Below are 18,214 nucleotides of genomic sequence, written 5' to 3'. Positions count from 1 at the left end.
ACATATACCTATGCTGTTGCGACCCCCGACGGTCACAGACTTGCTTTTATTGCGCAGCAATGGGCCCGCGGGCGATTTTGCAACGTTCCCAGAGAGAGCCAAGCGCTTCGACCAAATGGTCGATATCCTCGACTGAATGCACTGGGCTTGGTGTGATCCGAAGACGTTCAGTTCCCTTGGGCACAGTTGGGTAGTTGATTGGCTGAATGTAGATGCCAAACTCTTCCAATAGCGTATCAGAGATGAACTTACATTTCACCGGGTCGCCTACCATGACTGGGATGATGTGGCTCGGGTTCGCCAGATGCTCGATTCCATTAGCGTCTAACCGTGCGCGCACCTCGGCCACGCGTTCCTTCTGTTGGTCCCGCTCTGCTTGCGACGATTTAAGGTGCTTCACCGAGGCCGCTGCACCTGCCGCAACCGCAGGCGGCAGTGCTGTGGTGAAAATAAACCCGCTGGCAAAGCTGCGTACAAAATCACATAGCGCAGTACTGGCCGCTATATAGCCGCCGACCACACCAAAGGCTTTGCCCAGTGTGCCCTCAATCACTGTTAGCCGGTCCATCAGGCCCTCGCGCTCGGCAATACCGCCGCCTCGCGGACCATAAAGCCCAACCGCGTGCACCTCATCCAAGTATGTCATGGCGCCAAATTCATCAGCTACGTCGCAGATTTCCTTGATTGGCGCGATGTCACCATCCATCGAATAGACGGATTCAAAGGCGATCATCTTAGGCGCGTTTGCTGGTGCTGCGGCAAGCTTGGCCCGCAGGTCATCGATGTCGTTGTGCTTCCAGATCACCTTTTCCGCGCGGGAGTGGCGGACACCTTCGATCATGCTGGCGTGGTTTAGAGCATCGGAAAAGACGATCAGCCCCGGTATCTTGGCTGCCAATGTCCCGATCGCAGCCCAGTTCGAGACATAGCCAGATGTGAACAACAGAGCCGCCTCTTTGTCATGCAAATCCGCGAGTTCCTGTTCAAGCAGCACATGCGCATGGGTGGTGCCTGAAATATTACGTGTTCCCCCAGCCCCAGCACCGGAACGATCAAGCGCGTCATGCATCGCCTCGAGTACAGCAGGATGTTGCCCCATGCCAAGATAATCGTTGGAGCACCAGATCTTCACCTCGCGCTTGGTTTCACCATCGGTTTGACCAGCCTGAGGGAATTCGCCCCGACGGCGTTCCAGATCAATAAAAACCCGATAGTTCCCTTCGTCTTTCAAATCCTGCAAGCGATCTTCGAAATAGCGTTCGAAATCCATTTTCTGGCCTCCGGTGGCTGATTTTGGTTGTTCTATTTGACTCGGATCATGGTCCGGGGTGCCAGCCGCATCCATGACTAAGGTCAAGGTTTGCAGCGATCGAGAGACATTTGGGCGCCGCATACAGAAGGAAAGGTGCTTCCTGTGGTTGCACTTTTTGCTCTTAAATTCACGAAGGCCTGTCCGCAAACGGGGCCGGAAACCGAGGGGATCCCAAACTGTGGCTCATGAGCACTACAAGGCAATCGCGCGCAATTCATTGCTAATCCGTTCACTGCCAGAACAGCATATAGAGACCCTGCTCTCGCATGCGCATTTTCGTCATTATGAACGTGGTGAAAACATCTTTTTGCAAGATGAAGAAGCAACCGCAATCCATGTTGTGATTGACGGCTGGGTTAAACTGTTCCGGGTCGCCCCCAATGGGGCCGAAGCAGTCGTAAGCATCTTTGCGTGCGGCGAGAGTTTTGGCGAAGCTGTGGCACTGAGAGGCAACAATTACCCTGTATCAGCCGAAGCCGTAACCGCTGCCGAGGTGATGCACATCCCTTCCTCGCTTCTGATTTCTCTAATGAAAGAAGATCCGCAGATTGGCCTGTCCATTCTGGCCTCGACCTTTATGCATCTACATTCGCTTGTCGAACAGTTGGAGCAATTAAAGGCGCAAACCGGGGCACAGCGCGTGGCAGAATTCCTATTGACGCTATGCCGATCCGACAGAGGCCCATGCGAAGTCATTCTCCCCTATGACAAGGTGTTGATTGCCGGGCGTCTGGGGATGAAACCTGAAAGCCTGAGCCGGGCATTTGCACGCCTCAAGACAGCCGGCGTTCAGATCAAGAAAAACCACGCCGCAATTGCGGACGTAAAAATACTTCGCGAATATACTGAAGACGATCCAGCGGACGCCTGGAACAAGGCGTAAATGCAGCAGATTACAGCCCGTTAGCAGAGGACGGGACGCGCACCCGTCAAGCTCCTAAGAAAGGATCTGTTGCACTATTTTGATTTCGATTGGATCTATGAAGCACATCAGGAGCTTAGGATTATGTCGCTCGCTTGTAGATTGCTCGCCTTCATCTTTGTCCAACGTTCTCGAAGCGGGCGTTTCAAATGCTACTTGAACACGGTCCGAAGCCGATAACCGAAGCTACTTCAAATTCGAATAGCGATCGTAAATTTCAGCAAACCGACCTTCTGCAGTCAATTTTGCAAAGGCAGCGTTGATCTCTGGTAGAGCACCCAAATGTTCTGATTTTTTGCTCATCTCTAAATGGAGATTGACGGGTCCAAGGGGGCTTTGATGATGTAACCGCCCCCACCTTTTTCAAACCAACGTGGATTTTGTGATGGCGATTTACCTGGCCGTGTTGCTGCTTAATATTCTTGTTGTTGTGTTCCTATTGTTTTCAACAAACTGTCTGACGCGGGTCATGCAAATAACAACACGTGCGCTTGGTGTTACCGTCCTCTTGCTGAGCTTTGTGGGTGTCTATTCACTAAGAAACTCGATCACCGATTGCGCGATCGTCGCTACCTTTGGGGTATTTGGTGTGATCCTGAAACGGGTTGAATTTTCCAATCCGTACAAATCAGCCATTGCCAATCTCAGACATCAAGCAGGTTCCCCCTGCCAAACGTCCCTCTATGCGGGGCGGGTTTAAAGGTTCTGCACAATATCGTTCACACCAAAACGCACAGGGTCACAGGCGGCCACGCCGTGCTTTTCGGCCAACGTCAGCAATATTGCCTTTGACTCAACCTCTGTCAGACCGGAGGTATTCAGACATAAGCCCACACATTTGATATCCGGCGAAAACCGCTCTCCTAATAGCATCGTGAGTGCAATGATCTCTTCGATCTGCCCTGTTTTGTTACCCGGGAACCCAGACAATTCCTCGCGGCCCACTTCGTGGCAGACAACAAACGCATTGGGCTGCGCGCCGTGTAGCAACCCAAGCGTAACCCCGGAATAAGCGGGGTGGATCAAAGATCCCTGCCCTTCAATGACATCCCAATGGTCAGCGTCAGCTGCCGGGGTCAGCTGTTCAACTGCCCCTGCCAGGAAATCAGAAACGATGGCGTCCGCAGCGATGCCAGTACCGTCAATCAGCACTCCGGTTTGACCCGTAGCGCGAAACGTCGCCTTCATGCCGCGGGCTTCCATCGCGCGATGAATTGCCAAGGCGGAGTACTTCTTTCCTACGGCGCAATCAGTGCCCATGGCGAGCAACCGGTTCCCTGTTCTGCGTTTGCCACTTGCAATTGGCAGCTCCTTCTTGCTGACCCGAACATCGTGAATTGCCCGACCATTTCGGGCCGCAGCGTCGCGTAGCTGGGGAACACTGGCAAGCGACTGATGCAATCCGGCTGCAATGTCCAATCCTGCCTCCAATGCTTCGCTTAACCGCGCAATCCATGCGTCAGGAAGTTGTCCACCAATGAACGTCGTGCCGATGACAAGGGTTTTTGCGCCAACGGCTACAGCGTCCTTGATCGTCATGTCCGGCAATCCCAGGTCGGCTTGACACCCTGTCTCCCGCAATTGGGCGAGACAACGCTCGGGCCGCCAGTGTACGAGCCCCTGGCCGGTTTTAGCAAACTGGGCGATCTCGGTGTTACCGAGGTAGATGAGGTATGGTGCGGAAATTTGTGTCATGGTCACATTCCAAATTTTGCTCAGCCCCAAAGCGCAGGCGAGAATTTTTTCAGTTTTCCGTGTTCATATTGCATTGCTGGAACGCGGTCGTTTTGGATCATTAGCGGGCCGTCAAGGTCGGACCAGTCAGCAAGGCTGCCGATGACAAAGGCTGGTGCCATCGACAACGATGTCCCTGACATGCAGCCAACCATGACCCCCATTCCGGCAGCGCGCGCTGCGGCCACCAGGGCAAGTGCCTCTGTGAGACCTCCGGTTTTGTCCAGCTTGACGTTGACGCCGTCGTACAGAGACTTCAGCCGATCAACATCAGCAGCCACATGGCAGGATTCATCGGCAAAAATTGGGATCCCGCAGGAGATTTCCTCCAAAAGGTGATCCTGTTCCGGCGGTACTGGTTGTTCGATCATCTTAACCCCCAGTTTTGCCAGTGCAGGCGCATGCTGCATCAGCAGCTCCACCGTCCAGCTTTGATTGGCGTCAACAATCAGCTCTGTCTTGGGGCAGTCCGACCTAATGGCAGCAACACGCTCGGGAATTTGTTCAGCATCGAGTTTGACCTTGATCACACGGTGCGACGACGATTTTGCCTGCGCCGCCATTTGAGGGATCTGACCCAGACCAACCGTTTCATCAACCTCGATAAAATCCGCCTCGGAATTTAGCCCAGCCAAATCCCACACGCTGCGCCCTGATTGTTTGGCGCGCAGATCCCACAGGGCACAGTCCAAGGCATTTCGCCCCGGACCTGCAGGCATTGATGCGCAGATCTTTTGCGGATCACCTCCTGTATTGATACCCTGCTGGGCCAACTTCATCAGTGTCTCTGTTTCGGCCATCGTGACGGGGAAGACCACCGGCACCAAACCTTCGCCCTGCCCTCGATGCTCACCGTCGACAAGTGTGACATGCATCGCTTCGAGCTCAACAATCGTATGGCCGGCAAACCGAAAGGGATCTTTGAGAGGCCATTTTTCAATTTTATAGTCTAGCCGTATCATTCGCGAATACTCTCTTTGGCGAGACGCGTGGTGTTCCGTTTTCCCTTCAGGATTGGAGCCCCCAGCATGACAAGAACAAAAATGCCGGTCGCAATTTTCAGATCACTCGGCGCAAGGCCAGCAGCAAGGCAGAATGAAATGAGCTGGTAGTAGATCAGCGACCCAACAAATGGTGCCAAAAGCTGTTGGCTGATTTTGCGCCGCCCCAGAATAGTCTCTCCGATCATCAGCGCAGCAAGCGCATTGATCAGCAAACCGATACCCATATTCACATCTACGAAGGCTTGGCTTTGCACCATCAGGCTTCCGCTCAGGGCTGCACACCCACCAGCGGCGCCCACGCCCAGAAAAATGGCCCGGTCCACATTGTTGCCCTGAGCCTCGGCCATATCGGGGTTGTCCCCTACAGCGCGCATGGCAATGCCACGCTCTGTCATAAACCAAAGCCGCAACCCAAATCCGACCACTCCCATTAGCAGCCCCACAATGAGAATTTTTTCCAGGTTATTCATACCTTTGCCAAGGTCGAGATAGTCGAACAGCTTGGTCTCTTTAAACAGCGGCACATTTGGTTTTCCAAGGATACGCAGGTTGACGCTATAGAGCATCGTGGTCACCAGAATCCCGGCCAGCAGGGTGTGGATCTTAAAGCGCAAATGAATAAGCGCGGTTGCACATCCAGCTACAAATCCAGCCGCAACGGCCAGAGGAATAGCAAGATAGGCAGGTACACCTGACACCATAGCGATAGCGCAAACCGCGCCGCCTAAGGGATAGGCCCCCTCGGACGTAAGGTCTGGAAAGGACAAGATCCGGAACGGGATCATGATGGCAAGCACCACAAAACTCAGGATGAGGCTTTGCGCCAGTGTCACAGGGATCAGTGCAATAAATGTTGAAATGACTTCATTCATGGCTCAGGCTCCTAACAGCATGCGGTCAGACTTGATCGCAAAGTGATTGGTCAGGGATTGGACCGATACGCCTTCTTTTTCGGCCCCCGAGATGTCCAGTTTTACTTTGCCGGCTTCCAGCATCAGAATCCGGTTCCCGTAATCCACGGCGTGTTGCATGTTGTGAGACACCATTAAAGTTGTCAGCTTCAGCGCAGAAACCGCCCTCAGCGTGGCATTCAGAACCAGGTTCGCCGTGCGCGGATCAAGTGCCGCCGTATGCTCATCAAGCAATAAGATATCCGGCTCTTTGATCACCGCCATGACCAGGGACAACGACTGCCTCTGCCCGCCTGAGAGCAGCGAAACCTGGGTGTCCATCCGGTCTTCCAGCCCAAGCTTCAGATATGACAGTTGCTCGCGGTAGTTATCCAGCCGCTTTCGGGTCAATCCGGGTTTCAGGCGCGCCTTCGAGGTACGCAATTCTGCCAACAGCATATTTTCCGCAATTGTCATGCCTGAGGCAGTGCCTTTCATCGGATCCTGAAAGACCCGCGCGACATGGCGGGCACGGTCATGAACCGGCATCCTGGTCACATCATCATCCGCGATGGTTATAGTGCCTTCATCAACCTGCAACGCGCCGGAAATCGCGTTCAGCAGCGTACTTTTTCCTGCTCCGTTTGAACCGATAATCACGCCAAACTCGCCTTTGCCCAAAGACAGGCTCAGCCCGTCAAGTGCCACTTTTTCGTCAGCGGTGCCGGCAAAAAAGGTGCGCCGGAGATTTGTAATATTCAACATTTCTGGGGCCCATTTGTTTGGGAAACTGTCCGCAACACGAGGTGCGGACAGAAAAGGATCAGTCCACGATGCAATCACATCCAGCAAAGCTGGCCGGGATCTCAGCATCAACGGCTGCCATTCCGCTTTTCGAAATGACCATGACGTGATCGTCGCGCGTGGGGCGCCGTGGGGCGATGTCATCAGGTTTTTCGCCTGCCAGAACCCGGATAGCCATTTCCCCGACCAGTTCACCGATACGGTGATAGCTAACCGTATAGCCTGCAGGGATCATGCCTTCAGAAACGGGGCCTCCATCCATGTTCACCACAGGAACACCTGCTTGGTTCGCCGCACTTGCGACGGCTGCAATCGCAGGTTGGATCATGTTTGAACCTGGGCCGTACAGGACATCCGAACGGGCGCTGAGAGAGGTCACACGGGCCATGATGTCGTTGGTGTTGTCCACCCCGACTTCTTGCACGGCCAATCCGTATTTGGGCGCAGCCAGTTTGACCTGCTCCAGGGTGGCAAGGTCATTTGCTTCAGCTGGATTGTAAGGAACGCCCACCGATTTTGCGTTGGGGAAAAGCTCATTGATGAACTGCATGGTCGCATCGATATCCAACGCATCAGCCACCCCGGTAATGTTGTTGCCACCTTTTTCCCAGCTAGGAACCAGTTCCGCTGCAACGGGATCAGTCACGGCACCAAACAAGATCGGCGTGCCAGAGTTGCCTAGATAGTTCAGCAGGTTCTGCGCCACCGGTGTCGTCACACCAATTACCAGATCTGGGCTGGAGGCTTCGATTTTGGCGAGCATTTGGGGAAGCAGTGTCGCGTCAAAATTTACATGGTCTACCGAAAACTCAACATCCAGCCCAGCAGCGGTTATGGCGTCCTGGGCCCCCTGGACAACGGCGTTAAGTTGAGGGTGTTCGCCAAAATTTGCGATTGCTACGCGTTTTGTCTCGGCAGCAACGGGCAGTGCGCTGAGGGTGAGACCAATTGCGGATGCTGCCGCCAGGCTTTTGAAAGTAAACATTTTCATTCTTTCCTCCATAAGATCTGCCCCGTCTTGCGCGGGTTTGGTTGCCAGAGGCTTGCACATAATTTTCGTATACGCAATTTATTTTTGCATATCAGCAATTTAAATTTGCGTATAGGAATTCCACAACAGAGCGCTTATGATTGGACCATGATAGAATCTTCTCCCCCGCCAAGCGCCACGTCAGATGAGTTGACCACAGACGGTGGGCGTAACGAATTTGGCGAGAACCTTCGTAAGCTGCGCAAAGACAAAAAGATGACGCTGGCTGATTTGGCCACTGCGTCAGGAATCGCTGCCTCCACCCTGTCACGGGCAGAAAGAGGCCTGCTCGGCTTGACCTATGATCGCTTGTCCCAGCTGGCTGATGGTCTGGGCGTCGATATGGCAGAACTCTTTGGAACAGGCGGTGCTTCGTTTCAGAAGAATAGCATCTCAGTTGCGCGGCTGGGCGAGTTTGAGCTTCAAACCACACCAAACTATACCTATGAGATGCTGTTCTCTGATGTTTGGGGCAAGGCGATGACCCCGATGGCTGGAGTCGTTAAGGCACATAGCCGCCTGGCGTTTGACGACTTCATCCGCCATCCGGGTCAGGAATTCGTTTTTGTGCAATCCGGCCAGTTGACGATCTATACCGAGGCAAACGAACCCGTCACACTAGAGGCTGGTGAAAGCGCCTATCTCGATAGCAGCATGGGCCATGTATATACATCAGCCGGTGACGAAGATGCCCGCATTTTGGTCGTTTGTCTGGGTCGAGGTGATTCAGCCTGAAACAAACTTTGCGCCCGACAGTTATTTCACGGCAGGCCTAACGCATCGAGTTTGACCTTCGCGCCGGGAACCTTATAGAGCGACTGCATTCTTGGCCAACAACCGCTCTCAAAGTGGGTTGCTCTTGGCGAAGTTCCTGAAAAAGGCCAAATACGCCTTATCGGGATCGCGCGGCGCTTCTTTGTCTTTTGACCAGGCCCGCCACTCGGACTCCGCGTGATAGATATCGTATCCCGGAAACCTCAGCTTTGCGGTTTCATAGGTTTCTGTTCTCAGCGACTCCCCTGCCCTTTCCAGCCAGGCCGGACGCGGTTTGATCTGAGCTTGCTCAACAACCGCTTCAACACGGCCTTCCATGCGCGCCTTTCGCCCAACCTTGGAAAATTCGATTTCACGGTCGACAGCTGATTGGCCAGCCGCATCCTTACGCGTCCATTCCATCACAACACCCGCAACCCGCCTGCCCTCTTTGTAGGGGGTCATGCTGACATTGTAGTCGGACAAGGCGTTCACCTCTTCCACCGCCGGTGCCAGTGCACGTAATTGCAAATTTGACCAGGTCGTTAGCTTCCCCTTAGGCACGCCCAATATCCCACGCAGCTCTTCCAGTTTGAATTTCTCTGAAGATTTGAACCGCAGATTGCCGCGCTTTTGCACCATCTCATATAAGGTCAGCGCATATTTTGACGACAGCGCAAACATAACCTCCTTTTGAAGCCGGGCAAAAACGGTCGAGTTTTTGATTATCTTTCGCAGTGCGCGTGGGATTTCATAATAAAGCATCCCGTCGGGCTGTTCGAGTTCAATATTTCCCCCCAATAGTTGAACACGCTCGATGGCAGGCTCCCCGTCCACCAAAACCGAAACTTTCACAATGGCGCGCATCAACCGTTCAACTGAGTCGCCAATCCGGTCATTTGAGTTATGACTGCCACGTAATGTCGCCTTCGACACATGATGCACCACAGGTTTGTCGATCTCCTCCCAGGCGTGTTCCAACATCATGTTGTAGATGCGTCGATCATTCAGCGTTAAGGGTGTTACTTCGACAAGATCAACCAGCTCTCCTGGCTTAATCAGTGAGTCCGCGTTAGGCTTAGCATCCAAACTACTATATGGTTTTTTGGTCTCGTCTGCCATATTACTACTTACACCAAACTCTTACTTTTTGTTTTTTTCGTTGTAAGAAAAAATGTAAAGTCAGTCAATCATTGCAGCGAAATTGTTCAGGCCGCACCCAATATGTAATTTTACGCCAACTCAAATCTAACCCAAGCAGGTTCAGAGACTCCCGCAAACGAATCAAAACAAAGGATATTTTGACCCCACCGTGGCCCCATCCAATTCGTAAGTTTAACCCACCCAATCCGTAAGAGTTGCCGTCCCAAAATGTAATTTAAAGCACCCAATATGTAACAGTAATCTGGTTTTACGTTTTAATTATAAATGCTTAGTCTTCATGAACACTTGAACAAAAAGAATCAGAACAAGACTTCAACGCCTTCAAAGAGTCATTTAGAGCACAGATGATCACCAGATTCGCTCTTTTCTGAAAATCCCCTACATCTTCCTTGCGAAGACAAAGAACTTTTGAAAAAACAGTATCATCAAACTAAGTTTTGCTTTTTGGGAAAAACTTGGAAAAATATCAAAAGCTACGGGGCACCATGGCAGATCCTATTCTACCTTCGATTTCACTCGACGACCTTGATCTTCTATCAAACCGAGCAAGTTCTGTCATTGATCGGTTAAGAGATCAGGTTTTTGCCCCAGGGACACAAAAAAATCTGGATCTACGGTTTAATGTCCGCACCGCTGCACAAATGATTGGTCGATCGGAAACTCTCATCCGTGATGCAGAAAACGAAGGCCGCCTCCCTACTCCTGAAAAAGACGATAAAACAGGACGCCGCAAAGGCTACTCCTTGCATGAGATAAACAACATGCGCGAAATCTTTGGAACTCTGCCGCACCGGGCACCGGATGATGAAGCGCTTGTTCTCGCCGTTCAGAATTTTAAAGGTGGTGTTGGCAAATCCACTCTGGTAACTCACCTCTCCCAATACCTCGCTTTGCAGGGATATCGTGTCTGTGTGATCGACTGCGATAGCCAGGCCTCAACCACCTCCATCTTTGGTTTGAACCCTGATATCGACATCGATGAAGATGAAGAAACACTTTATCCCTTTTTCCGTCATGGCGGACCACAAGATCTACGCTACGCCCTACGCGCAACCTACTGGCCAGGCATCGCTATGGTCGCTGCAAACTTGGGCCTATATGACGCGGAATATGAGCTCGCTGGCCGAATGGCACGTGAAAGTGGGTTTGTGCTGGACCGCCTACGTGAAGGCATCAATTCGATCCGTGACCACTTTGATGTTATCCTCCTTGATCCGCCCCCTGCCCTTGGTATGATTTCGCTGTCAGTCCTGCGCGCAGCCGACGCAATTTTAGTCCCTACGCCGCCCAACAACGTTGATTTTGGATCAACCGTTCATTTCCTGAAAATGATGACCAGTACCCTGGCTGAGCTTGAGAAAGTTGGGGGTTCGCACAGTTATAAGTTTGTAAAGATCCTTACGACGAAAATGAACGATGGCAAATCAGCCCACGTGGCGATCAAACGGATGATGGATGCTATTTTTGCCGGTGACATGTTGCAATCTGTGCTCAAGGATTCTGCGGAGATCGATAACGCCACCGCCAATCTTTTGACGGTCTATGAAATGACTGGTGCTGCAACACGCACTGAAACCCACAAACGGTGCCGCGCCTATTTGGATTCTATTGGTCGCGAGGTCGAGGTTCTAATGCGTAAAACATGGCCAAGTCAAAAAGCTGCGCTCAGCCAGGAGGGCCTACTATGACAAAGAAACATGATGCAATTTTTGATGCCGTCCTGAGTGGCATAGATGCAGACGACCGTAATCCCAAGAAAGACCGTAGCGCTGGTCGGTTTCTTAAACGCGGGAATGCGATTGGCGAAAAGCTGAGCGGTGAACTACACGAAAAAACGCTGCATTTGGTCGACCCATCACGCTGCAGAATGTGGGATCGTCACAATCGTATCTATGATCTGCTGACACCGGAAAACTGTTCTGATCTAATTGATGGTATTCAACAACAGGGCAAGCAGGAGTTCCCAGCTGTTGTGCGCCGGGTTGAAGGCGTCGATGGAATCGACTTCGAAGTGATCTGTGGTGCCCGCCGCCATTTCGCCATTTCATGGCTGCGGGCGAACAACTATCCGCAGTTCAAATATCTAATCGAAGTGCGCGACCTGTCCGACGAAGAGGCCTTTCGCCTGGCGGATATCGAAAACCGTGATCGGGCTGACATCTCAGATTATGAGCGCGCCTGCGATTATGCGGCTGCGGTAAAGCTGTACTATGGCGGCAAGCAGAAATCGATGGCGCAGCGGCTTCAGGTTTCCGAAGCTTGGCTGTCGCGGTATCTGTTTTTGGCTAAGTTGCCCGATGAAATTATCAGAGCTTACCCAAGCCCGAACGACATCAAAGAACTCCATGCCCGGACTTTGAAACCGTTCCTTGCACAGCCCAAGACACGCGCCAAAATGATCGACCGGGCGGAGTGGTTGCAGTCCATGCGTGCGGCTCAGGCCACAACACATGGGACGCCTTGGAATGACGCGGTTAAGGTGCTGAATGAACTCAAGCAGGCAGGACAAGGCAAGGTTTCCAAGCCGAAGCCAAAGCCTTCGGTAAAGCATGTATATAGCGCCAAAGGTTCCGATTTTAGCATCAGGCGAACTGACAAAGGGCGTCAGATTCTGTTGGAGATAGATAAGGACGCTCCAGCAGATGACTTGCGCATGTTGTTGGATAAGTTTCTAACGGATCGAGCTGAAAATCTGTAAGAAATTGCCAATTGGCAATTTCACGAATAAACATAATGAATTCCTATCTTTACGGTAAAAACAGTGAGATTGAATTTGACGATCGACCCAGTTTTTGTCGAATTTCAACGGGACCAGTAGGGCGACACAGAGGGTAGGGCACGGGTGACCAATTTGAACGCGATTGCCTTGGGTCACGTAGGTAGACGGATTCAAACTCCTTGAACAACGAAGTTCTAATCGGCAGATGATGAGTGAGTTGTGTGAGAGGCCATATGCGGCTCATTAAGGGTCAATTGCCTGCTCAATGGGTTATATGTGGCCCGTTGACAAATTTGGAAATAAGAGGCCAAATACGGCCTGTAAATTCAAATTTTCCGAAATAACCGGCATCATGTGACCTTTAAGGACAAAATGGCGACCTCTCAGCAAGTAGAAATTGAGATCGGGGAGCGGTTGGCACGGCTAAGGCTCTCACGGAACGTGACGCAGGCTGTACTGGCTGGGCAAGCTGGTATCGGCGTGCGTACCTTGCGGCGCCTCGAGGGAGGCGAGCCTTCGACGCTTGATACGTTTTTGCGCGTCATCGCGGCGCTTGATCTGGAGGAGGCAATCCTGTCGGCCCTGCCGGAGGGACAAATTCGACCTATCGAGCGTATCTCGGGGAAAGGCAACGAACGCCAACGGGCGCGGCCTGTCGAGAAGAAACCCGCCAAACCCACATGGACGTGGGGCGAGGAAAGTGATGACTGATGCAAGTGTTGTTTTGTGGGGGAGGCGCATTGGCGCTGTGAGTTGGGATGAGGCGCGTTCCTTAGGGGTGTTCCAGTACGACCCGGAGTTCGTGGGGGCTGGCATCGAAGTAGCACCCTTGAAAATGCCAGTCAGGGAAGCGCCTTACGAATTCTCAGCTCTTCGGAAAGAAACCTTCAAGGGGCTTCCCGGCATGCTTGCTGATGCGCTCCCGGATAAGTTTGGTAATCGGCTTATCGATGCTTGGCTGGCTGAAACCGGGCGGAGTGTGGAAAATTTTAGCCCGGTTGACCGGCTTTGCTACATCGGCAATCGCGGGATTGGCGCGCTGGAGTTTCAACCCACTGTTCGCAAGGTGACTAAATCAAAAAAGCTGGAAGTTGCTCAACTGTTGAACCTCGCAAACAGAGTTTTGAATGAACGGGAGAATCTAACCGGGCAGCTTGGAGGTGAAGACGACGCGGATGCGCTGGAAGACATTTTGAGCGTCGGAACATCTGCAGGCGGTGCCCGGGCTAAGGCGGTCCTTGCCTGGAACCGCAAGACCGGCGATTTCAGATCTGGACAGGTGAAAGTAAGCGAAGGCTATGAGCATTGGCTGTTGAAATTCGACGGCGTATCGAACAACCGTGATAAGGAACTTGCTGACCCGCAGGGATTTGGCAGGATTGAGTATGCATATTATTTGATGGCGCAGGATGCTGGCATCGACATGTCCGAATGCCGGTTGCACCATGAAGGTGGTCGCAGCCACTTTATGACCCGTCGGTTTGACCGCGACGACAGGGGCCGCAAAATCCATATGCAGTCTCTAGGCGCAATGCAGCATTTCGACTTTAACGACCCTGCCTCTTATTCTTACGAGCAAGCAATCCTGACCCTCAGAAAACTTGGCCTTGGGATGGACGTTGTTGAACAGCAGTACAGGCGTGCCGTCTTCAACGTCGTCGCGCGCAACCAGGACGACCATGTTAAAAACATCTCGTTTCTCATGGATCGGTCTGGGTCTTGGCGGCTTTCGCCAGCTTACGATATTGCGTATTCCTACAACCCCAAAGGCGCGTGGACCCGTGATCATCAAATGAGCATGGCTGGGAAGCGCAATGGGTTCTCTCAGGCAGACTTGCTGGCTTTTGCATCCAACGTGGGCCTGAAGGAGGCGAAAGCCCGTCAGGTCATCGCTGAGGTCTCTGGATCGGTCGAAAAGTGGGAAACGCATGCCAATAGGGCAGAAGTCGACCCAGAAGACATCATCCGCATCAAAAAGACATTTCGGCTGGACCTGCGAGGCACATAGCCCCGCTTTGGGGTTGTGGCTCTAATTCAAGGAAAAGCCGCGGTTCTTTAGCTCCGTTGCGCCGATCGGGCAGCGGGAAACGCAAGTGCGAACCAACCGGGGTAGGGGGCCAAGGCGTGTTCACCCTGGCGGTTCGGTAAAGGACGATACAGTCTGAATGGCACCGTCCAAGGCGTTGCCAGTCGAGTCCTGCAGGGCGGCTTCGCGTAGGCGGGCAATCCACTGGGCTGCATCGTCACGCTCGATCAGCGCGGGCAGGGTGTCCAGAATGCGGGCGAATTTGGATAGGCCACGAACATGGGTGTCTGAATAGCCTTTGATCAGACGACGACACAGCAGCAGCTCTACCGCCAGATCGTAGTTCTTTGGCAGCGTTTCATTGCATAGGGTCAACCAGTTCAGAAGATGCGCCTGTTCTACTTGGTGGCGCAGGCTGTAGCGTCGGGTGCGACGCAGTCCAGCGATCACATATAGCAGAACAAAGCCACGCAGCCGATGGGTGCGAATGCGACGACCTTTGTTGAGGCGTCGGTCGATCCAGGCAGCAAGCCGGGGGCGGGCCTCTATCCAGGTGCCAAGCGCGGCTGGCAGCAGGCTGATGATTTCTTCGCCGCGCGGGTGAAAGAACTCTGTCAGTTGCACCGGCTTGTCGTCAGCCTTCATCTCGGTCTGGATGCGGTCAAAGCGGCTTTTGCGGGTTTTGAGGTCGGCCACTCGGATGATGTCGTCATAGCACATGGCATTGGCGATATGCTTGGCGGCAGCTTCGGCCAGTGTTCCGTCACCGCGGTCCTGTTGGGCTAGGGGGCGCAGATGTGTCAGATAATCGCGGCCATAGGCGAGATCCTGAAACTCGACCACGCGACGTAAGCCCAGCAGCGCCATCTCTGCGCCGGGTAGGGCACGAGCCTCAGCATCCAGTGCCTCCCATTGCGACAGTAGACGTGCCGGGCCACGAGGGCTGGGATCACGACTGGCCTGCATGGGGGCGGGTGGTGCCTCAGAGGGAGGGGATTCGGGGTTTGGTGACTGCGCGCGCGAATAGGCGGCGCCAAAGGCGCGCAGGCTGGCCGCGACGCCCTTACCTGAGGCCTGGATGGCCTCTTCGAACGCAACACGCGGAAAGGGCAGGGCGCCGGATCCTGCCAGAGCGCCAAATAGCGCTGAAGAGATCACCGATCCGTTGTCCGCGGCTAATTTGTCCATGTCGAACAGGATCAATTGATCAGCCGCAATTTCAGCGGCGGCGCGGACCTCATCACTGGACGCAATGCCATCGCCGGGGGTCATCTTTTCAGACAAGGCCAGCGTGCGGTGACTAGAGGCAATCAGCGTGGTGCGATCTGGCGTGACAAAGCCACGCAGAATGGCGCGCCCTGCCTCCATCATTTCGGCGGCGATCATGATATCGACGTCGCCAGCCGAAGGCGCCAGGGAAAACACCGGCATCGCAGTGCCTTCTCCGCCCTGGGGCGCCATCTCGATGTAGTAGATGGTGGCGCCGGTGCGCTGCGCAACCCCTGCGACAGAGGTCGCCTGGGTGATGTAACCCTGGCTGCGCGCTGCCGCTTCGATCCAAGAGGTCAGCACCCCGCCGCCCTGGCCACCTACGGCCAAAATGGCCAGTTTAATGATTGATTTCAGCTGGTTGTCCGGCTGTTTGGGGGTCAGTTTCGGGGCTGCGTTCATGGCGCGATCTCCAGAAATTCAAGACGGCCGAGCTTACGCCGGGACTGTAGCCAGTGGATGATCCGTCCGGACATGCGGGCCCAACGGGATTCAAATTTTCCGGGGTTATGCACCACATCGGCGCGGTAGAAACTGGGGCAGAGCACAGCGGCATCCGCCACCTCGCCGCAGTTGCCACAGCCAACGCAGGACTGATCAATGCTTGCCACCGGATCATCACGCAGCGGATCGTTCAGATGTTTCACAGATAGTGACGGACAGCCCGATAGGCGGATACAGGCGTGATCTCCGGTGCAGATGTCTTCGTCAACACCGAAACGAGGGATCTCCATCCGCTTTCCATCGCTAATCATTTGATTACGCTGGGGTTTTTCTCTTCGTTGACGATTCAACATACACTCGCTGGAGGCCACGATTACCTTGGGCCCGTCATATTCGGTGGTCAGAGCCTCGTGAAAAATGGCTCGCATCTTGGTAACGTCATAGGTGTGATCGATGTGGCGGACCCAATCGACGCCTACGCCGGACAGGGCCTTGGTGATCGGGTTATTGGTGGATTTAGTTGGATTGTCCGCGCGACTGGACAGGATGTCCTGTCCGCCGGTGGCAGCTGAATAGTAGTTATCGACCACCACGGCGACGCTGTCGGCCTTGTTAAACACCATATTGCCAATCGAAGAGGACAGCCCATTGTGCCAAAAGCCGCCATCGCCAATGATCGAAATGGCTCTGCGTTCGCCGCCGCCATCAAAGGCCGCATTTGAGGCGGGCCCAAGCCCATAGCCCATAGTGGCGCCGCCAATGTCAAAGGGGGGCAGCGAGGCAAAGAGGTGGCAGCCGATATCGGCGCTGATCTGATGTTCCCCCAGCTCTTGCTGTACCAGCTTCAGGGCGGCAAAAATGGGCCGTTCCGGACAACCCGTACAAAACCCAGGCGGCCGGATTGGGACAGTTTGCGACAGGTCGGGAAGTTCGGGTTCGGGCTGATTGGGCGCGCGCATCTGGCCGGGCATCAAATCGGGAGAATATTGCGCCACAAAGGCGGAAATTCCGTCGAGCATCACCTGTCCGGTGTATTCGCCGGCCATGGGGAAAACATCCTTGCCGTGCAGCTTCACGCTCAGATCTGAACGCAGTAACATGGTCGAAAACCCTTGCTCGATGAACTCGGGCTGGCCTTCCTCGATGATCAGAACGCCCTTTTTGTCTTTGGCAAAGGCGAGGAATTCCTGATCCACCAGCGGATAGGTGACGTTCAGACAGTATATCGGGATATCGGTGTCGCCGTAGATATCGGCCAGACCAAGCCGTTGCAGTGCTCGGATGACGCCATTGTACATACCGCCTTGGCAAACAATGCCGATTTTGCCGCTGTCAGGTCCGAAAAACTCGTTTAACTGCTGGTCGATGATGTGCTGTTGGGCGGCAGGCCAGCGGTTATTTACCTTGTCCTGTTCATGCGCAAAAGACATCGGCGGTAGCACCACCCGGTTCCAGTCACGCTGCGGATTTGACAGCGCATCTTTGACCGTCAGGGCAGGGCGCTGGTTGTCATGGCACTCAAAGCTGCCCGTCACATGACAGGAGCGAATGCGGACCATGAGCATCACCGGCGTGTTGGACGCCTCGGACAGCTCAAAGCTCTGGCCAACCGATTGCACGATTGAGGGCAGGTTGGGGCGCGGGTCCATCAGCCAGAATTGTGATTTCATCGCAAAGGCATGGCTGCGCTCTTGCATGATGGAGGAGCCTTCGCCGTAGTCTTCGCCAACGATCACCACCGCGCCGCCTGTGACACCGGAAGAGGAGAGGTTGGCCAGCGCATCCGAGGCGACATTGACCCCAACCGAGCCTTTGAACGTCACCGCGCCGCGAATGGGATAATGCACCGAGGCCGAAAGCATTGCCGCCGCCGCCGCTTCCGATGCATTGGCCTCAAACCGCACACCGAGTTCGCCCAGTAATTCCTCAGCGTCGGCCAAGACATCCATCAGATGCGAAATCGGTGCGCCTTGATAGCCGCCCACATACCCAACGCCGTTTTCCAAGAGTGCTTTGGTGATAGCGAGAATACCTTCGCCTGTGAATGTCTCGCCCGTGCCTGCCCGGAGATGCTCTACTTCTTTTTTGAAAGAGCGCTCTGCCATCTTTATCCTCCGTGGTCCCGGCCGTGGGGGCCGGGGTC

General features: G+C 53.9%; 15 protein-coding genes and 1 pseudogene. 7 read left to right on the top strand and 9 right to left on the bottom strand.

Annotated features, from left to right (window positions below):
- Nucleotides 1–46 precede the first annotated feature (46 nt).
- Nucleotides 47–1,270, bottom strand: a complete 1,224-nt coding sequence (gene hemA, locus FEE96_RS21840; protein ID WP_138165254.1) for a 5-aminolevulinate synthase — start codon at nucleotides 1,268–1,270, stop codon at nucleotides 47–49.
- A gap of 220 nt (nucleotides 1,271–1,490) precedes the next feature.
- Between hemA and FEE96_RS21835 the strand changes: the two genes are divergently transcribed.
- Complete coding sequence (locus FEE96_RS21835; protein WP_138165253.1) at nucleotides 1,491–2,195, top strand: Crp/Fnr family transcriptional regulator; 705 nt, start codon at nucleotides 1,491–1,493, stop codon at nucleotides 2,193–2,195.
- 391 nt (nucleotides 2,196–2,586) lie between these two features.
- Nucleotides 2,587–2,841 (top strand): annotated as a pseudogene (locus FEE96_RS21830) (tripartite tricarboxylate transporter permease); the annotation flags it as partial.
- An 89-nt stretch (nucleotides 2,842–2,930) separates the two neighbouring features.
- Here the strand turns inward: FEE96_RS21830 and FEE96_RS21825 are convergent.
- From FEE96_RS21825 to FEE96_RS21805, 5 genes are read right to left on the bottom strand one after another with little or no spacing between them, the layout of a single operon-like run.
- Nucleotides 2,931–3,929, bottom strand: coding sequence for an N-acetyltransferase DgcN family protein (locus FEE96_RS21825; RefSeq protein WP_138165251.1), 999 nt, complete (start codon nucleotides 3,927–3,929; stop codon nucleotides 2,931–2,933).
- Nucleotides 3,930–3,949: 20 nt separating this feature from the next.
- The gene (locus FEE96_RS21820; protein ID WP_138165250.1) at nucleotides 3,950–4,930 is read right to left on the bottom strand and encodes a dipeptide epimerase; all 981 of its coding nucleotides are present in this window, start codon (nucleotides 4,928–4,930) and stop codon (nucleotides 3,950–3,952) included.
- Complete coding sequence (locus FEE96_RS21815) at nucleotides 4,927–5,844, bottom strand: ABC transporter permease (protein ID WP_138165249.1); 918 nt, start codon at nucleotides 5,842–5,844, stop codon at nucleotides 4,927–4,929. Before FEE96_RS21815 ends, FEE96_RS21820 begins: the two co-directional genes overlap by 4 nt.
- Before the next feature lie 3 nt (nucleotides 5,845–5,847).
- Nucleotides 5,848–6,627: an ABC transporter ATP-binding protein gene (locus FEE96_RS21810; RefSeq protein WP_138165248.1), complete on the bottom strand. Its 780-nt coding sequence runs from the start codon at nucleotides 6,625–6,627 to the stop codon at nucleotides 5,848–5,850.
- Between the two features lie 58 nt (nucleotides 6,628–6,685).
- The gene (locus FEE96_RS21805; protein WP_212744811.1) at nucleotides 6,686–7,657 is read right to left on the bottom strand and encodes an ABC transporter substrate-binding protein; all 972 of its coding nucleotides are present in this window, start codon (nucleotides 7,655–7,657) and stop codon (nucleotides 6,686–6,688) included.
- 147 nt (nucleotides 7,658–7,804) lie between these two features.
- On the opposite strand from FEE96_RS21805, the gene FEE96_RS21800 reads away from it, so the two are divergent.
- The gene (locus FEE96_RS21800; RefSeq protein ID WP_138165247.1) at nucleotides 7,805–8,431 is read left to right on the top strand and encodes a helix-turn-helix domain-containing protein; all 627 of its coding nucleotides are present in this window, start codon (nucleotides 7,805–7,807) and stop codon (nucleotides 8,429–8,431) included.
- A gap of 108 nt (nucleotides 8,432–8,539) precedes the next feature.
- On the opposite strand, the gene FEE96_RS21795 is transcribed toward FEE96_RS21800, so the two are convergent.
- Nucleotides 8,540–9,571 (bottom strand): replication initiation protein, encoded by a 1,032-nt coding sequence (locus FEE96_RS21795; protein WP_138165246.1) that lies wholly within the window; start codon nucleotides 9,569–9,571, stop codon nucleotides 8,540–8,542.
- A gap of 527 nt (nucleotides 9,572–10,098) precedes the next feature.
- On the opposite strand from FEE96_RS21795, the gene FEE96_RS21790 reads away from it, so the two are divergent.
- The 4 genes from FEE96_RS21790 (at nucleotide 10,099) to FEE96_RS21775 (ending at nucleotide 14,340) form a co-directional block, all read left to right on the top strand.
- Nucleotides 10,099–11,301 carry an AAA family ATPase gene (locus FEE96_RS21790; RefSeq protein WP_138165245.1) on the top strand — a complete coding sequence of 401 codons (1,203 nt, stop codon included), beginning with the start codon at nucleotides 10,099–10,101 and terminating at the stop codon, nucleotides 11,299–11,301.
- The gene (locus FEE96_RS21785) at nucleotides 11,298–12,311 is read left to right on the top strand and encodes a ParB/RepB/Spo0J family partition protein (protein WP_138165244.1); all 1,014 of its coding nucleotides are present in this window, start codon (nucleotides 11,298–11,300) and stop codon (nucleotides 12,309–12,311) included. Before FEE96_RS21790 ends, FEE96_RS21785 begins: the two co-directional genes overlap by 4 nt.
- Nucleotides 12,312–12,704: 393 nt before the next feature.
- Entirely contained in the window at nucleotides 12,705–13,043 is a 339-nt protein-coding gene (locus FEE96_RS21780) for a helix-turn-helix domain-containing protein (RefSeq protein WP_138165243.1), read from the top strand.
- On the top strand, nucleotides 13,036–14,340 hold the full coding sequence (locus tag FEE96_RS21775) for a type II toxin-antitoxin system HipA family toxin (RefSeq protein WP_171021785.1): 1,305 nt from the start codon (nucleotides 13,036–13,038) through the stop codon (nucleotides 14,338–14,340). Before FEE96_RS21780 ends, FEE96_RS21775 begins: the two co-directional genes overlap by 8 nt.
- Before the next feature lie 120 nt (nucleotides 14,341–14,460).
- On the opposite strand, the gene FEE96_RS21770 is transcribed toward FEE96_RS21775, so the two are convergent.
- Entirely contained in the window at nucleotides 14,461–16,029 is a 1,569-nt protein-coding gene (locus tag FEE96_RS21770; RefSeq protein WP_138165241.1) for an indolepyruvate oxidoreductase subunit beta family protein, read from the bottom strand.
- Nucleotides 16,026–18,176: a thiamine pyrophosphate-dependent enzyme gene (locus FEE96_RS21765; RefSeq protein WP_138165240.1), complete on the bottom strand. Its 2,151-nt coding sequence runs from the start codon at nucleotides 18,174–18,176 to the stop codon at nucleotides 16,026–16,028. The genes FEE96_RS21770 and FEE96_RS21765 overlap by 4 nt, the downstream gene beginning before the upstream one ends.
- Nucleotides 18,177–18,214: the final 38 nt, after the last annotated feature.

The organism is Parasedimentitalea maritima (assembly GCF_005771405.1).
GTDB classification, from domain to species: domain Bacteria; phylum Pseudomonadota; class Alphaproteobacteria; order Rhodobacterales; family Rhodobacteraceae; genus Parasedimentitalea; species Parasedimentitalea maritima.
Note: the sequence above shows the minus strand (reverse complement) of the source record. Positions and strands in the feature narration are given on the sequence as shown.

What these genes read in the sequence shown, in the direction of transcription:
- FEE96_RS21765 (WP_138165240.1), bottom strand. Translation starts at nt 18,176, where the DNA reads ATGGCAGAGCGCTCTTTCAAAAAAGAAGTAGAGCATCTCCGGGCAGGC.
- FEE96_RS21800 (WP_138165247.1), top strand. Translation starts at nt 7,805, where the DNA reads ATGATAGAATCTTCTCCCCCGCCAAGCGCCACGTCAGATGAGTTGACC.
- FEE96_RS21825 (WP_138165251.1), bottom strand. Translation starts at nt 3,929, where the DNA reads ATGACACAAATTTCCGCACCATACCTCATCTACCTCGGTAACACCGAG.
- FEE96_RS21775 (WP_171021785.1), top strand. Translation starts at nt 13,036, where the DNA reads ATGACTGATGCAAGTGTTGTTTTGTGGGGGAGGCGCATTGGCGCTGTG.
- FEE96_RS21815 (WP_138165249.1), bottom strand. Translation starts at nt 5,844, where the DNA reads ATGAATGAAGTCATTTCAACATTTATTGCACTGATCCCTGTGACACTG.
- FEE96_RS21785 (WP_138165244.1), top strand. Translation starts at nt 11,298, where the DNA reads ATGACAAAGAAACATGATGCAATTTTTGATGCCGTCCTGAGTGGCATA.
- hemA (WP_138165254.1), bottom strand. Translation starts at nt 1,270, where the DNA reads ATGGATTTCGAACGCTATTTCGAAGATCGCTTGCAGGATTTGAAAGAC.
- FEE96_RS21810 (WP_138165248.1), bottom strand. Translation starts at nt 6,627, where the DNA reads ATGTTGAATATTACAAATCTCCGGCGCACCTTTTTTGCCGGCACCGCT.
- FEE96_RS21820 (WP_138165250.1), bottom strand. Translation starts at nt 4,930, where the DNA reads ATGATACGGCTAGACTATAAAATTGAAAAATGGCCTCTCAAAGATCCC.
- FEE96_RS21805 (WP_212744811.1), bottom strand. Translation starts at nt 7,657, where the DNA reads ATGAAAATGTTTACTTTCAAAAGCCTGGCGGCAGCATCCGCAATTGGT.
- FEE96_RS21790 (WP_138165245.1), top strand. Translation starts at nt 10,099, where the DNA reads ATGGCAGATCCTATTCTACCTTCGATTTCACTCGACGACCTTGATCTT.
- FEE96_RS21770 (WP_138165241.1), bottom strand. Translation starts at nt 16,029, where the DNA reads ATGAACGCAGCCCCGAAACTGACCCCCAAACAGCCGGACAACCAGCTG.
- FEE96_RS21795 (WP_138165246.1), bottom strand. Translation starts at nt 9,571, where the DNA reads ATGGCAGACGAGACCAAAAAACCATATAGTAGTTTGGATGCTAAGCCT.
- FEE96_RS21780 (WP_138165243.1), top strand. Translation starts at nt 12,705, where the DNA reads ATGGCGACCTCTCAGCAAGTAGAAATTGAGATCGGGGAGCGGTTGGCA.